The sequence below is a fragment of the Streptomyces sp. NPDC002104 genome, assembly GCF_053593795.1.
Genome location: NZ_JBSFDF010000031.1, coordinates 1 through 14,695, shown reverse-complemented (window position 1 = coordinate 14,695; position 14,695 = coordinate 1). Strand labels below are relative to the sequence as shown.

The window sequence follows — 14,695 nt, the reverse complement described above, 5'->3', positions numbered from 1 at the left end:
ATGGCCGGGTGCAGACATCGGATGTGATCGCGCGGGCGGCCGCACTGGCCGATCAGGGCGGCCGGAGGATCCTTGGCATCGCGGGGCCTCCCGGTGCGGGGAAGTCGACCCTGGCGGCGCTCGTCGCGGACGCGCTCGGGCCGGAGCGTGCGGTGGTGGTGCCCATGGACGGGTTCCATCTCGCGCAGCGCGAGCTGGACAGACTCGGGCGGGCCGACCGCAAGGGCGCCCCGGACACGTTCGACAGCGCCGGATACCTCTGCCTGCTCCGCAGGCTGCGCGCACCCGGCGACCGCACGGTCTACGCACCGGCCTTCGACCGCTCCCTCGAAGAGCCGATCGCGGGCAGCATCGCCGTCGACCCGGGCGTGCCCCTGGTGATCACCGAGGGGAACTACCTGCTCCACGATGCACCGGACTGGGCGCCCGTAAGGACGCTCCTGGACCAGGCCTGGTACGTGGCACCCGACGAGAGCCTGCGCGTGAGCCGCCTCGTCGACCGTCACGTCCGCCACGGCAAGGACCCCGAGTCGGCCCGCGCCTGGGTCGCCCGCTCGGACGCCCCCAACGCCCTCCTCGTCGCACGCGGCCGCCACCGCGCCGACCTCGTGGTCGACGCCGGCTGACGGTCGGCGGATGGCGGATGGCGGATGGCGGATGGCGGATGGCCGGAACTCGACCGAGGCCGCCGACCGGGTCCGTACCAACTGGTAACTTGCCCGAGTTGATCATGACCGCGGTCCCGGCCGGCCATGCTCCCGGCCACGCCGCCCCACCCCTCTGTCAAGGAACCACATTGGCACGCACCGCCCGGACGACCTCCCTCGTCTCCACGTCCGCCCTCGCGCTCTCCCTCGCCGCCTCCCTCCTCGGCGCCGCCGCCCCCGCGTCCGCCGCGGACGCGCCCACACCGCGCCTGGACGCGGTCGAGCAGACCCTGCGTCAGGTCTCGCCGGGCCTGGAGGGCTCGGTGTGGGAACGCACGTCCGGCAACCGGCTCGGCTCGTCCGAGCCCGGGGGCGCCGACTGGCTGCTCCAGACGCCCGGCTGCTGGGGCGACGGCGCGTGCGCCGACCGGCCCGGATCGCGCCGGCTTCTGGAGAAGATGCGCCAGGACATAGCCGAGGCACGCCAGTCGGTGGACATCTCGACGCTGGCGCCGTTCCCCAACGGCGGCTACCAGGAGGCGATCGTCGCCGGCCTCCGGGAGGCGACCCGTAAGGGCAACCGGCTGAAGGTGCGCATCCTGGTGGGCGCCGCACCCCTCTACCACTCCACGGTGATCCCGTCGTCCTACCGGGACGAGCTGCTCACGCGGCTCGGCCCGGCCGCCGCGGGCAGCATCACGCTCAACGTGGCCTCGATGACCACGTCGAAGACCGCTTTCTCCTGGAACCACTCCAAGCTCGTGGTGGTGGACGGCAGTTCGGTCATCACGGGCGGCATCAACAGCTGGAAGGACGACTACCTGGACACCACCCACCCGGTGAACGACGTCGACCTCGCGCTCTCCGGGCCCGCGGCGGGCTCGGCCGGCCGCTACCTCGACACCCTGTGGGACTGGACCTGCCGGAACAAGAGCAGTTGGAGCGCGGTCTGGTTCGCCGCCTCACCCGGCGCGGACTGCATGCCCGCCCTGCCCCGTCCCGCCTCGCCGCAGGGCGGCGGCGACGTGCCCGCGCTCGCCGTCGGCGGACTGGGGGTGGGCATCCGCCGGAGCGACCCCGCCTCCTCGTTCCGCCCGGTCCTGCCGACGGCCGGCGACACCACGTGCGGAATCGGCCTGCACGACTACACCAACGCCGACCGGGACTACGACACGGTCAACCCGGAGGAGAGCGCCCTGCGCGCCCTCGTCTCCAGCGCGACCTCGCACATCGAGATCTCCCAGCAGGACATGCACGCCACCTGCCCGCCGCTGCCCCGTTACGACGTACGCCTCTACGACACGCTCGCCGCGAAGCTCGTCTCCGGGGTGAAGGTCCGCATCGTCGTGAGCGATCCGGCCAACCGCGGCACGATCGGCAGCGGCGGCTACTCGCAGATCAAGTCGCTCTCCGAGGTGAGCGACGTCCTGCGCGGCCGGGTCACCGCCCTGACCGGTGACGGCGCCCGGACCCGGACAGCCCTGTGCGAGAACCTCCAGCTGGCCACGTTCCGGGCCTCCGACGCTCCGACCTGGGCCGACGGCAAGCCGTACGCCCAGCACCACAAGCTCGTCTCGGTCGACGGCGCGGCCTTCTACATCGGCTCCAAGAACCTCTACCCCTCCTGGCTGCAGGACTTCGGCTACGTCATCGAGAGCCCGGCCGCGGCCGCCCAGCTGAAGAGCGACCTGCTGGACCCCCAGTGGCGCTACTCCCAGGCCACCGCGACGTACGACCACACCCGCGGCCTCTGCCAGGGCTGACACCCCCACCCCACGCCGCGCACGGCCGAAAGGACCGCGCGCGGCGCCCCAACCCACCGATCAGCCGTCACGGGCGCCCGGCAAGCGGGAACGACAACACGTCGCGCTCAGCCGAAAAGGCCGCGCGCGGCGCCCCGGGCGGGTTCGGCCTCGAGGCCTGTGCAAGGGCGCCGCGGTCACTGTGGCTGAACTCCTCCGCGGTCACTGTGGCTGAACTCCTCCGCGATGTTGTTCCACATGAAGCCGTCCCGCCAGCCCGGCTTCATGCTGGCCCAGCCGAGCAGCGCCGCGAGTACCTTCTCCTGGGAGATCGTCTGGGTCTGATAGTGCAGCTCGGCCACGCCGTCCCGGTACTCAAGCTGGTAGGTGCTGTTCTCACGCAGCAGGACCTGGATGTACCAACTGCCGGGCCGCTCATCGTCAATCCGCTCCAGGATCAGGTGAGCACTCCCCCGCCGCAGATTGGCCAGCATCGTCCCGATGGCGGGCTTGGAAGGGCGTTTCACCACGAGGCCGCGCTCGTTGGTCGCAATCAGCATGGTCAGATCATGCAGCAAGGGTCTGACACCACCCAGCGAGGCTGTGATCAGGCCGGTCCCTTCCTCCGGACGGGAAAGTCGAGCGCTCCCCATGATTGGGCCCCGGGGGATGACGGGTGCGATCCCTCGGTTTCGCGTCGGTACGCCACCTGCACGAATACCGGCCCCGCGGCCGCGCGAGCGCCTGGGTCTTCCACACCACCGTCACGAAGCCGAGAGAGCCATACGCCCGGCGTGTCCCGAAATGAATAGATGTTGATCTGATGTAAACAATGATCGAATCGCCCCGGCGACTCCCCACAAAAGGAGATCAGACAATGAGGCCACCGCGCCGCCCCCGCCAGGCCGCCACCTTGCTCGTCACGCCGGCATTCGCACTCACTTTCGCCGGCCTGGTGGCCACCCCCGCTCATGCCGCCACCACGGACGTCATCTGCTCCCCCGCCGCCCTCGTCAAGGCCATCACCACCGCCAACAGCACCCCCGGCACCGCCGACACCCTGAACCTCGCGCGCGACTGCACCTACACGTACACCGAGCAGTTCGCCGGTCCCGGCCAGGCCGCGCTCCCCCAGATCACCAGCCCGATCACCATCAACGGGCGCAATGCCACCCTCACCCGCGACGACGACACCGACAAGGAATTCCGCTTCTTCACCCTGCCTCCCACCACCGGCGGGAACCTGGCGCTCCGGGACCTTTCCCTCACCGATGCGAAAGCCGGAGGAAGCGCCCAGGGAGGGGCCATCCAGCTGGGGTTCGGCACCGTCGTTTCCCTTTCCAACACCCGCCTCACCGGCAACACCTCCGGAAATGGCGGCGGCGCCGTGAACAACAACAACGGAACCCTCCGCGTGGTGAGTTCCTACTTCAACGGCAACAGCACCGAATCCGGCCACGGCGGCGCCATCCTGAGCACCGGCACCACGCGCGTGGACCTCAGTGTCTTCACCAGCAACTCCACCGGCCCCGTCACCGGCGGCAACGGCGGAGCCATCTCGCACAGCAGCATCTCGTCACCCTTCGCCCTGACCGGGAGCATCCTCACCGGCAACGACGCGCAAGGCCTGGGCGGCGCCGTGTTCAACAGCAGCTCCTCCGCGACCATCGCCGGCAGCCAGCTCCAGAGCAACAACGCCAGGACGGGCGGGGGCATCGCCAACTTCGGCGCGCTCACCATCAACGTCCAAACCGCCATCCGCGGCAACACCGCGAGCTTCTCCGGCGGTGGCATCTACAACTTCGGAACGCTCAATACCCGCAACACCACCATCGACGGCAACGCGGTCGCCCAGGGGACCGGCGCCGGCCTGCACAACCAGGGCGACGCGACGCTCAACGACTCGCGCATCACGCGCAATACCGCGGCGTACGCCCCCGCCGGCCTCCACAATCAGGGCGGAAGCGTCACCCTGAACCACACCAGCGTCGCCAACAACAACCCCGGCAACTGCACCCTCTCGAACCCCGGTGTCACGGGCTGCACCCGGTAGCTCCCACCACACCCGGCGCCGCGCGGACGCCTCGGCGCGAGCTTCGTCAGTCACTTGGGATCACGGGGAGAGCATCGTGGGCAAGGTCGTCATGTACGGCTCGGTGTCGGTGGACGGCTTCGTCGCGGACGAGAACGACCAGCCCGGACCGCTGTTCGACTGGTTGTCCAGCGGTGACGTCCCGCTGGACGAGAGCGGCGTGCTGAAGGTGTCGCAGACGTCCTACGACTACACCCGGCCGTACTGGGACCGGATCGGGGTGACACTCGTCGGCCGCCACGTCTTCGACATGACGGACGGCTGGGACGGGAAGCCTCCGGGCGGGATCGACCACGTGGTCGTCGTGACGCACCGGCCGGCGCCCGAGGGCTGGGATCCCGAGGCCCCGTTTCACTTCATCGACGGCATCGACGCGGCCATGGCCAAGGCGCAGGAGCTCGCGGGTGACCGCGTGGTCGAGGTCGCCGCCGGCGACGTCGGCGGCCAGGTGCTCGCCGCGGGCCTGATCGACGAGGTCCGCATGGACGTCGTACCCGTCGTGTTCGGATCCGGCAAGCGCTACTTCGGGTCGGTCCACGCGCAGCACCTGCTGGAGGATCCTGACGTGGTGATTCAGGGCAACCGGGTGCTGCACGTGCGCTATCGGGTGCGTCGCTGACCTCAGCGACTCGGCCTCGACCTCGCCCGGCCTCGACCTCGGCCTCGGCCTCGGCCTCGGCGGGCAGCGTCCGAACGCACGACGGCCGTCCACGAGAGCCGGCAGACGTGCAGAGCACGGCGAGGCCTCACGCGCTGTGCAGGGCCCGCCCGTAGTGCTCGACCTCGGGGAAGGGCGAGTAGAAGCGGTGCAGCAGGGACCGCCACTCCTCGTACTCGGCCGAGCCGCGGAAGCCCTCGGTGTGGTCCGCCAGCGTCTCCCACTCGACCTGGAGCAGGAACCGCGACTCCCGTCCCGGGTCCACGCAGCGCCGTAGTTCCAGCGACCTGAACCCCTTCTGCACCGCGATCAGCGGCTTGGCCCGGGCGAACGCCGCGAGAAAGGCGTCCTCCTGGCCGGGGAGGACGTCCAGCAGGGCGCTTTCCAAGATCATGGAACGCATCCTGCCGCAGTCGCGCAGCGACCGGAAGAGCCGCAGGGGCACCACCCGGCCGGGGTCGAGGGAGCGCTTCCCGTCGTGCCCCATCGGGCCGGCCACACCGCCGGGCCGACCGGCCCGGCGCGAAGTGCGCAGCGCCGGGCTCGGCGGGTCAGCGGGCGAGGGAGACGGCGAAGGGCTTGAAGCCGTGGCGGCGCAGGATGTGGGGTACGACCAGGATCATGGCCTCGGTGGCACGGGCTGTGGTGATGCCGCCGAGATCCTCGATCCGTTCGGGTTGCCAGCCCAGGTCGCCGAGGAGGCCGGTGACGGTCCGCTTCGCCTGTTCGTCGTCGCCCGAGAGGTACGCGGTCGGCGGGGTGGCCAGGGATTCGGGGGCGGTCATGACCGTGAAGAGCATGGTGTTGAGGGTCTTGACCACGCGGGTGCCGGGGAGCGCGGCCTGGAGCTTCTCGGCGAGGCTGCTGCCGGGGTAGCACAGGGCGCCGGGCAGGCCGTCGTCGTCGTCGCGGGTGGCGTTGGAGACGTCGATGAGGATTTTGCCGGCGAGTTCGGCGCGCAGGCCGGCGAGGCGGTCCAGGGAGCTGTCGCCGGGCGTCGCGTTGATCACGACGTCCGCGGTGCGGGCCGTGGTGCGCTGGTCGGTGACGGTGACCGGCGAGGCCGGCCCGCCGGTGCGGGCGGCTGTCTCTTCGGGGTTTTCGGGGTTCCTGCCGCCGAGGATGACGTGGTGCCCGGCCGCGGAGAGTTTGCCGGCGAGGGTGGTGCCGACGCGGCCGGTGCCCAGGATGCCGATGGTGGTCATGGGGTGATGCTCCTTGCGTGCGGTGTCGGGGGTGGGGAGGAGGGGTGCTGCCCCCTCAGGCGATCGGCGAGAGGATCTTGAGGGTGGCGCCGTGGATGCCGGGGGCGGTGGCCAGGAAGTCGCGGCTGGTGGTGTTCCAGGGTTCGCCCGCCAGGTCGGTGACGGTGCCTCCGGCTTCGGAGACCAGCAGGGCGCCGGCGACCAGGCCGGAACGGACGTCGGAGAACTGCCAGAACCCGTCCATGCGTCCGGCGGCGACGTGAATGAGCTGCATCGTGGCGGGCACGGACACCCGTACGACCAGACCGTTGATGAGCATCGCGGTGACGGAGTCACCGATCCGGCGGAACGTGCGCTCGTCCTCGCCGGGCTTGGCCTGACCGGTGCCGATGAGTGCGGCGCCCAGGTCGGTCTTGGCCGACACGGTCAGGGGAAGGCCGTTGAGGTGGGCTCCGCCGCCGGCGACGGCGGTGTAGGTGTCGCCGGTCAGCGGCAGGTGGACGACGGTGAGTACCGGCTGGTTGTCGCGGACCAGAGTGGCCGTGACGGCCCACTCGTCCATGCCGTGGACATGGTTGATGTTGCCCTCGGCGGGGTCGACGACCCACCACTCGCCGGGCGGGAGCGCGCCGCCGGCCAGCTCGTCCTCCGCCCACCGCGACCCCGGCCGGGCCGCCAGCAGCGGTTCCCGCAGGACGTCCAGCACCGCGTCGTCGTTGGCGTGGATCTCGCCCACGATCGCGTCCAGACTCACGCCCCGGGCGTACGGGGTGTGGCGGTCGCGCAGTACGACGCCCGCGGCCCGTACCGCTGAGGTCACGTCCGACAGGAGCGTCGTACCGGCGGCGAACGGCATGGCTGTGCTCATGATGGGCTCCCTGGGGAATCGGTGGAAGTCGGGGTGCGTGTCCCGCCCCGCACTTCGAAGGTAGGACGCTCGGGCATTAACAACAAGTGCATGCTTTTCACTTGTAGAGTTACTGCCATGCAATTGGATTTGAACCTGCTCACGGCCTTGGACGCCCTGCTGGAAGAGGGGAGCGTCGCCGGTGCGGCAGCACGTCTCCACGTCACTTCACCGGCGATGAGCCGCTCCCTGGGACGCATCCGCAAAGTCACCGGGGACCAGATCCTGGTCCGCACCGGCCGCAGCATGGTCCCCACCACTCGCGCGCTGGCCATGCGCGCCGAGGTGCACGCCCTCGTGCAGCAGGCGCACCAGCTCCTTTCCGCGCAGCGGGAACTCGATCTGGCGGCTCTGGACCGGGTGTTCACCGTGCGCTGGCACGACGCCCTGACCGCCGCGTGCGGCACCGCCCTGATCACCGCCGTACGCGATCGGGCCCCGGGCGTCCGGCTGCGCCTGTCCGCCGAACCCGGCACGGACGACGCCGAGTTGCGCCGGGGTGAGGTCGACCTCGCATCGAGCTCCGGCCTCCCGGCGTTCCCCGATGTCCGCCACCGCCTCGTCGGCAGCGACCAGTTGGTCGTCGCCGTCCGGCAGGGCCACCCGCTCACCACCGGCCGGCTGGACCTCGAACGCTACGCGGCGGCCGAGCACGTCACCGTTTCGCGGCGCGGAAGCCTGCGCGATCCGATCGACGACGCCCTGACCGGGCACGGACTGCAACGGAACGTCGTCGCCGCGGGGCCCACGGCCGCCTTCGCGCTGCAACTCGCCCTCGAATCCGACCTGGTCGTCACCCTCCCCGAAGCGGTCACCCGCGCGGCCCGGGACCAACTCGGCCTGGCCACGCTGCAGCCACCGCTCCCCCTGCCCGACGTACCCCTGTATCTGCAGTGGCATCAGCGCTACGACAACGACCGCGCCCACAGCTGGCTGCGCGAGCTGGCCGCCGAAATCGTCCAGGCACGCTTCACACCGCGGACCGCCGCGTGAACCGGACGGCGAACCGCACGGTGAGGAACGTCAAGGGAAGAGCCGGGGTGCCGGGACGAAAGGGCCGGTAGCGTGGCAACAGCCGATACGAGGAGGGGACATGACCCGACGCAAGAGCGCGGCCGAGGTGTTCGACGCACTGGGCGAGCGGTACGAGGACCTGTTCGGGTCCGTACCCGAGCAGGTGGAGGCCCTGGACTGGCTCGTGGGACGGCTGCCCGCCGGAGCCCGGGTGCTGGACGTGGGCAGTGGCACCGGCAGGCCCACCGCGGAGGTGCTCGCCCGGGCCGGGCACGCCGTGACCGGGATCGACGTGTCGGCGGCCATGGTCGAGGCGGCCCGTGCCCGGGTTCCGGGGGCGCGTTTCGAGCAGGCCGACGTACGCACGTACGTCCCGCAGGTGGCCGGATTCGACGCCGTGTGCTCCTTCTTCCCGCTCCTGGTCATGGACCAGGCGGACATCGCGGCCGCCCTCGACCGGATGGCGTCCTGGATCGCGCCGGGCGGCTACCTCGTGCTGGCCACCGTCCCGGGTGACATCCGGGGGCTGGACATCGAGTGGATGGGCCATCCGGTGACCGTCAGCAGCCTGTCCGCCGACCAGCACCTGCGGCGGCTGGCGGCGGCCGGCCTCGAAGTGCTGCACCACCACACCTCGTCCTTCGTCCCCGCGGATCCCCTCGCGGGGCCCGAGGAGCACTTCTTCTGCTACGCGACACGACCCGCGTGACCTGGAGCGTCGTCCCGGAACCGGAGGTTCCGGGACAACGGTGCATATCTCGTGCGGACATACGTGGTTGACCCACCGATCGCTCTTGATTTCCCTCCGCGTGCCCTGCAAGCCTTCGTTGGAGCCAGCTGTCGCAACAGCAGTAACAACGGAGGCAATACGCATGTCCCCACGCATGTCCCGGCGCAACTCCCCCACCCGAATACGCCGGACGTGGCTGACGGCCACCGCCGCGGTCGCGCTGGCCCTGACCGGCCTGTCGGTCCCGGCCCAGGCAGAGGACACACCTCCTCCGCTCCCCGAATCGTGGCACCAGGATCCGCAGACAACGGACGCCATCGCAGCCCCTGTTGGGACCCGGGCATGGACCAGCCCCGGCGGCAAGGCCGACCCCGCGGACTTCACGCTGCAGGCCGGCTCGATGAACGGGACGACCGCCGACCGGGTCGCACGCCTCGACGGCGTACTGCCCAAGTCGGGCGTCTCGAAGCTGCTCGCCGATGCCAACCGCACCGTCAACACCACCTCGTGCAGCCGCGACCCGTTCGGAACCGCACCCGCTCCGGCCCTCAAGTGGTGCCTGGAGAACGACGACTCGACCTCGCGCGAGTGGATCCCACAGGCCATGACCGGCGTCTCCGACGCCGCGGACAGCGAGCAGTACGGCGCCGGCAACGACACGAACATCCAGCTCTACGCGTCCTATGACAACTGGGACCCGGGCCGCGACAGCAACGGGAACGAGGTCGGCGACTGCAACCCCGACGAGCTGGAGGCCAACGACGCCTGCAACCAGAAGGGTGTGCGCGTCTCCTTCGTGCAGCGCCGGGCCGACGGCACGGTGAAGTACCGCCATGTGCTGCTGGGTTGGGCGTACGAGAACAACTCCCACCACATCTCCTTCGACGGGGTGCATTCCGCCGAGGGCTCGACGAAGCCGGACCCGAACGTCGGCATGCAGAACGGCCTGCACGCCGGCGGCATGGTCTGGTACGGCCACTACCTCTACGTCGCCGACACCCGCAACGGCATCCGGATCTTCGACCTGGAGAAGATCATGGACCTCGATCCCAACGGGGACGGCAAGGCCGGCGACGAAATGGGCGCGGACACCGACGGGGTGAAGACCACGTCCAACGTCCAGGACAAGACGAAGATCGGACGCCAGAACAACGTCTGGTACAGCTTCGGCTACCGCTACGTCATGCCGCAGGTGGCGGCCTGGAAGTTCAAGGCCGACCAGTCCAATCCCGCGGGCTCCTTCAAGTGCGTCAGCACCGGCGCTCCGAAGGCGTCCTACGTGTCGCTCGACCGCAGCAGGACCCCGGACCGGCTGATCATGGGCGAGTACTGCCGTCCTGAGAGCGGCTACCCTTCGCCCGGCCGCATCGCCTCGTTCCCCGTCAAGGACCTGGAGAAGCGTTCCGGCGAGGTACCGGCCCAGGGCTGGGCCAACTACCTGCCGATGGCCAACGGCGGCGCCCAGGGCGCCCTGGCGATCGGCGACAACCTGTACGTCAACCAGAGCGCCGGCCACAACGACCCCGGCAACCTGTGGCGGTACAAGTGGAGCAACGGCGTACTCGTCTCCAACGGCAGCGCCATCAAGACCGCTACGGGCGCCGAGGACCTCTACTACGAACGCGGCGCGCAGCGCCTGTGGTCGGTCTCCGAGCACTACGGTCCGGCGGTGAACGCCGACGCCCTCGACGACGGCAAGTCGGCGCCGTGCCTGGGCCTCGTGTGCGAGCGCGTTCTCTACGCCCACAGCAAGGCGCAGTTGGACGCTCCGTAGGCCCCGTCCGCCACGACCCCTTTCGGGCGGCCCGGGCCGCGCCGGCCGCCCGGCCCGTGAGCCCGGGCCGCCCGAAAGGGTGGATTGGCCCCGGAATTGTGCGTGGACCGGCACCGCGCACCCCACTGTTCAGGGAGAGGGAGACCGCGCGGGGAGATGCGGTCGGGGCCGGAAACGGGGGCGCCGGATGGACGTGGGACGAACTGAGGGGCGGCGGCGGGCTTCGTTACGGGAACGGGCCGGCTACCGGTTCGACCGGACGCTGGCCCGCAGCACCGGGACCCTGATGGGCTGGCTGGTCATCACCTGCCTGGCCGTCGTCGTCCCCGTGAGCACCCTGCTCGTGTGGACGGACCCCGGGTCCCCGCGCTCGCTCTCGGGCCGGCTGACCGCTGCCTGGCGGACCAGCGCCGAGACGCTGCGTCTGGGCGCCGTGACCGGAACACCGCTGCGGATGCTGCTCGCGGCGCTGCTCGGGCTGGTGGCCCTGCTGTGCGTGTCCACGCTGGTCGGTGTGATCACCACGGGGCTGGCCGACCGGATGGCCGAGCTGAGCCGGGGGCGGTCGACCGTTCTGGAAGAGGACCACATCGTGGTGCTCGGCTGGTCGGACCAGGCGGGCACGGTGGTGAGCGAGCTGGCCGCCGCTCAGGCCCCGGGACGGCCGAGGGCCATCGTGCTGCTCGCCGACCGGGACAAGGCCGAGATGGAGCGGGCGCTCGCCGCGCGCATGGGCCCGGGCCGCGGACGGCCGCGGGTGATCTGCCGGAGCGGGCCCGCGAGTGACCCCGGTGTGCTCGGCCTGGTCAGACCTCAGACGGCGAGCACGGTCCTGGTCCTGTCCTCGGACGAACCGGGCGCCGACGCGGAGGTCCTGCGGATCCTGCTGGCGCTGCGAGCGGTCCTCGGTACGGCCGCGGACGGGCCGCCGGTGCTGGCCTCCGTACGGGAGGACCGGTACCTCGCACCGGCGCGGCTCGCCGCCGGCCCGCACGGAACGGTCCTGAGGACCGACACCGTCACGGCCCGGCTGATCGCTCAGTGCGTGGGCCGTCCCGGCCTCTCCCTCGTCCTGCGGGACCTGCTCGACTTCGCCGGATCCGAGTTCCACGTCGTCGACGCGACCCCCTTCCACGGCGGTCCCTTCGGTGCCGCACTGCTGGGCTACCCGGACTCCTGCGTGGTCGGGCTGCTCACCGCGGACGCCCGTACGCTGCTGAGCCCACCGGCCGACACCCTCGTGGAACCGGGCAGTCGCTTGATCGTGCTCGCCCTCGACGAGGTCTCCGCGCGCCCGGAGCCCTGCGAGCACCTCGTGGATCCGTCGGCGGTCAGCACGGCCCCGGCCCCGCCCGAGGAGGCCTCGCGGCTGCTCCTGCTCGGGTGGAACCGGCGTGCGCCCCTCGTGGTCGGACAGCTCCGCCGGATGGCCCGGCCCGGTTCCGTGCTGGACGTGATCACGGACCTCGCCGTGCCCGGCCCCCGGGCGCCGGAGCCGATCCCGGCCACGGATCCGGGGCCGGGGCCGGCGCCGCACCACGATCCGGCGGGGGATGCGCCGGCTCCGCCCCCGCTCACCGTGCACGTCCGGTCCGCGTCCCTGTCCCGCCCGGAGACCCTGCTGGGTCTCGACCTCTCCCGGTACGACGGGCTGGTCGTCCTCGGCCCCGATCCGGGCGAGGGCCCCGACCGTCCCGACGACTGGACGCTCGTCACGCTGCTGGGACTGCGCCTCCTGGAAGAGAGCACCGACCGGAAGCTGCGCGTGGTCACCGAGCTCACGGACGACCGCAACCGGCCCCTGGCGCCCGTCGATCCCGGCTCCGACGTCATCGTCAGCGGCAACCTCTCCGGACTGCTCATGGCGCAGATCGCCCAGAACCGGCACCTCGCCCCCGTGTTCGACGAGCTGTTCTCCGCCGACGGCAGCACGGTGCGGCTGTGCCCCGCGGGGACGTACGTACGCCCGGGCAGCGAGGCGAGCTTCGCCACCGTCGTCGCCGCGGCCCGCGCACGGGGGGAATGCGCCATCGGGTACCGGCTGCACGAGCGGCGCGCCCTGGCTCCGGATCACGGCCTCCGGCTGAACCCGCACAAGGCCGCCGTCCACCGTTGGAGCGCCGAGGACGAGGTGATCGTGGTGTCGGCCGACCCCGCCGGGCGCGGCGACCCCGCGCTCAGCAGGTCACGACCCGTCGCGGCCGGGTAAAAGCCGGGTACGGGCCGGGTACGGGCCAGGTAGGGCCCCGGGCCGGCTCCCGTACACGGGTCCGTGGACCGTGCTGCACGGGCCCTTCGGCCCGCGCGGAGCGGACGTCCGGCCCGTGGCCGTGTCCCCTCCCTTCCGCTTGGCTGGAAAGTCGTGCCATCTACTTGGAGGGGACCGCCCGAGATGAACCTGCGGCCCGCAGTACCTGCTCCTCCTGCTCCTCCCACCCCCGCGCGGCCGGCCGCCAACGGATCCGGCCGCCTTCTGGTGGCCCTCGAAAGCGGCTCCCGGGAGACCGGGCTGATCCTCGACGCCGATCCCCGGGCCACCGCCCTTCTCGCCATGGACCCTTCCGAGCTGGTCGGTCTCCCCCTCACCGCGCTCGCCCCCTCCGGCCATGCGGGGTCGGTGTCCCGGCTCCTGCTCGACGTCGCCCGGTCACCGGAGGCGGACCCGCAGGGTCCGCCTCCGGTGACCCGGAGCCCGATGCTGCTGCGCAGCGGGGACGAGGCCGTGCTGTGCCTGGTGTCCGCCTGGCCGGCCGAGCGTCCCGACGGCCGCCCGGCCGCCGTGGTCGAGCTGGAGCGGTCCTCCTGCGCCGACTCCGACAGCTGGGCGATGCTGCACGCGATGGCCGCGCTCCGGGGCGAGTCCGTCTGGGCCTACGACGAGGAACACGACCGGTTCTGGTGGGTGGAGAACTCGCTGCGGTACAACGGGCACCACGGTGCCGGGGAACTTCCGCTGCAGGACGTCCTCGACCAGCTGCACCCCGATGACGCGGCTCATGTCGCGGACGCCTTCTGGGCGCTGCGCCGCGGCGAGCGCGAGGTGGTGAACATCTGCTTCCGCCATCCCGACGGGGAAGGCGGCTACCGCGCGCTGCACTCGGTCTCGCGCATCATGCGCATCGGCTTCGACGGGACGCGCCGGATCGTCGGTTCCACCGCCGACCGTACGGACGCCGACGAGCACGAACGGGCCGTGGCCCGTGAGCACACCCGGCAGAGCCGGCTGGTGCGCGAACTCGCCGCGGCGTTCGTGGGGGCCAAGACGGAGGAAGAGCTCACCGACGCCATCCTGCACAAGGTGGCGCCCGCCTTCGCCGGAACCGGCACCCTGCTCGCCTTCGTCGAGAACGAGCGGCTCCGGGTCACGTTCGGCGAGGGCATCGACCCCGCCATGGCCCGTTCCCTGCACGGCATGACCCTGGACTCCCCGAAACCCCTGGCCCATGCCATCCGTACCGGCCGGACCGAGGTCATCGCCTCCAGGGAGGCCTACCGCGCCGCCTGGCCGAAGGCCCACGGTCTGCTGGACGCGACGACCGCGCAGTCCTTCCTGATGGTGCCGTTCGCCGCCGAACGCGGCAGGCCCCTGGGCGGCTGGGTCATCACGTACGACGCACCCCACCGCACCACGGAGCAGGAGAGCACCCTCCTGGGGGTGATCGCCGAGCTGGCGGGCCAGGCGTGGGAGCGGATCCGTCTGAGCACGGCCCGCCTGGAGCTGGCCGGGGCGCTCCAGCGGGACATGCTCCCCGCCGAGCTGCCCGCCATCAAGGGCTTCGAGATCGCTGCCCGCTACCTGCCGGCCAACGAGGGCCTGGAGGTGGGCGGTGACTGGTACGACGTGATCGCCCTGCCGGACGGCGGGGTCGCCTGCATCATCGGCGACGTCCAGGGCCACAACATCCAGGCGGCGGCGCTGATGGGGC

The 14,695-nt window shown here is 71.3% G+C and carries 12 protein-coding genes and 1 pseudogene; 9 read left to right on the top strand and 4 right to left on the bottom strand.

Annotated features, from left to right (window positions below; translation table 11 throughout):
* The first annotated feature begins 8 nt into the window (after window positions 1-8).
* Together ACWCP2_RS24425 and ACWCP2_RS24420 are read left to right on the top strand one after the other, a co-directional pair.
* A complete protein-coding gene (locus ACWCP2_RS24425) occupies window positions 9-626 on the top strand; it encodes a nucleoside/nucleotide kinase family protein (protein ID WP_450910704.1) in 618 nt (205 codons plus the stop codon).
* A gap of 170 nt (window positions 627-796) precedes the next feature.
* Complete coding sequence (locus ACWCP2_RS24420) at window positions 797-2,410, top strand: phospholipase D-like domain-containing protein (protein ID WP_450910703.1); 1,614 nt, start codon at window positions 797-799, stop codon at window positions 2,408-2,410.
* A gap of 176 nt (window positions 2,411-2,586) precedes the next feature.
* Here ACWCP2_RS24420 and ACWCP2_RS24415 read toward each other — a convergent pair whose 3' ends face one another.
* Window positions 2,587-2,949, bottom strand: coding sequence for a hypothetical protein (locus ACWCP2_RS24415; protein WP_450910702.1), 363 nt, complete (start codon window positions 2,947-2,949; stop codon window positions 2,587-2,589).
* 317 nt (window positions 2,950-3,266) lie between these two features.
* On the opposite strand from ACWCP2_RS24415, the gene ACWCP2_RS24410 reads away from it, so the two are divergent.
* Both ACWCP2_RS24410 and ACWCP2_RS24405 read left to right on the top strand, forming a co-directional pair.
* Window positions 3,267-4,442: a hypothetical protein gene (locus tag ACWCP2_RS24410; RefSeq protein ID WP_450910701.1), complete on the top strand. Its 1,176-nt coding sequence runs from the start codon at window positions 3,267-3,269 to the stop codon at window positions 4,440-4,442.
* Between the two features lie 76 nt (window positions 4,443-4,518).
* On the top strand, window positions 4,519-5,100 hold the full coding sequence (locus tag ACWCP2_RS24405; RefSeq protein ID WP_450910700.1) for a dihydrofolate reductase family protein: 582 nt from the start codon (window positions 4,519-4,521) through the stop codon (window positions 5,098-5,100).
* A gap of 127 nt (window positions 5,101-5,227) precedes the next feature.
* Here ACWCP2_RS24405 and ACWCP2_RS24400 read toward each other — a convergent pair whose 3' ends face one another.
* The 3 genes and pseudogenes from ACWCP2_RS24400 to ACWCP2_RS24390 form a co-directional block, all read right to left on the bottom strand.
* Window positions 5,228-5,533 (bottom strand): antibiotic biosynthesis monooxygenase family protein, encoded by a 306-nt coding sequence (locus ACWCP2_RS24400; protein WP_450910699.1) that lies wholly within the window; start codon window positions 5,531-5,533, stop codon window positions 5,228-5,230.
* A 157-nt stretch (window positions 5,534-5,690) separates the two neighbouring features.
* A pseudogene (locus tag ACWCP2_RS24395) lies at window positions 5,691-6,362 on the bottom strand (NADPH-dependent F420 reductase); the annotation flags it as partial.
* A 37-nt stretch (window positions 6,363-6,399) separates the two neighbouring features.
* A complete protein-coding gene (locus tag ACWCP2_RS24390; protein ID WP_450910698.1) occupies window positions 6,400-7,212 on the bottom strand; it encodes an inositol monophosphatase family protein in 813 nt (270 codons plus the stop codon).
* A gap of 117 nt (window positions 7,213-7,329) precedes the next feature.
* Here ACWCP2_RS24390 and ACWCP2_RS24385 point away from each other — a divergent pair, with 117 nt between their 5' ends.
* The 5 genes from ACWCP2_RS24385 to ACWCP2_RS24365 form a co-directional block, all read left to right on the top strand.
* Window positions 7,330-8,244 (top strand): LysR family transcriptional regulator, encoded by a 915-nt coding sequence (locus tag ACWCP2_RS24385; protein WP_450910697.1) that lies wholly within the window; start codon window positions 7,330-7,332, stop codon window positions 8,242-8,244.
* 100 nt (window positions 8,245-8,344) lie between these two features.
* Window positions 8,345-8,974 (top strand): class I SAM-dependent methyltransferase, encoded by a 630-nt coding sequence (locus ACWCP2_RS24380; RefSeq protein ID WP_450910696.1) that lies wholly within the window; start codon window positions 8,345-8,347, stop codon window positions 8,972-8,974.
* 163 nt (window positions 8,975-9,137) lie between these two features.
* Window positions 9,138-10,769, top strand: a complete 1,632-nt coding sequence (locus ACWCP2_RS24375; RefSeq protein WP_450910695.1) for a hypothetical protein — start codon at window positions 9,138-9,140, stop codon at window positions 10,767-10,769.
* 193 nt (window positions 10,770-10,962) lie between these two features.
* Window positions 10,963-12,978 (top strand): CASTOR/POLLUX-related putative ion channel, encoded by a 2,016-nt coding sequence (locus tag ACWCP2_RS24370; RefSeq protein ID WP_450910694.1) that lies wholly within the window; start codon window positions 10,963-10,965, stop codon window positions 12,976-12,978.
* A gap of 267 nt (window positions 12,979-13,245) precedes the next feature.
* On the top strand, window positions 13,246-14,695 hold a 1,450-nt coding region (locus ACWCP2_RS24365), incomplete at its 3' end, for a GAF domain-containing protein (protein WP_450910693.1).

What these genes read in the sequence shown, in the direction of transcription:
- ACWCP2_RS24415 (WP_450910702.1), bottom strand. Translation starts at nt 2,949, where the DNA reads ATGCTGATTGCGACCAACGAGCGCGGCCTCGTGGTGAAACGCCCTTCC.
- ACWCP2_RS24410 (WP_450910701.1), top strand. Translation starts at nt 3,267, where the DNA reads ATGAGGCCACCGCGCCGCCCCCGCCAGGCCGCCACCTTGCTCGTCACG.
- ACWCP2_RS24400 (WP_450910699.1), bottom strand. Translation starts at nt 5,533, where the DNA reads ATGATCTTGGAAAGCGCCCTGCTGGACGTCCTCCCCGGCCAGGAGGAC.
- ACWCP2_RS24390 (WP_450910698.1), bottom strand. Translation starts at nt 7,212, where the DNA reads ATGAGCACAGCCATGCCGTTCGCCGCCGGTACGACGCTCCTGTCGGAC.
- ACWCP2_RS24385 (WP_450910697.1), top strand. Translation starts at nt 7,330, where the DNA reads ATGCAATTGGATTTGAACCTGCTCACGGCCTTGGACGCCCTGCTGGAA.
- ACWCP2_RS24380 (WP_450910696.1), top strand. Translation starts at nt 8,345, where the DNA reads ATGACCCGACGCAAGAGCGCGGCCGAGGTGTTCGACGCACTGGGCGAG.
- ACWCP2_RS24375 (WP_450910695.1), top strand. Translation starts at nt 9,138, where the DNA reads ATGTCCCCACGCATGTCCCGGCGCAACTCCCCCACCCGAATACGCCGG.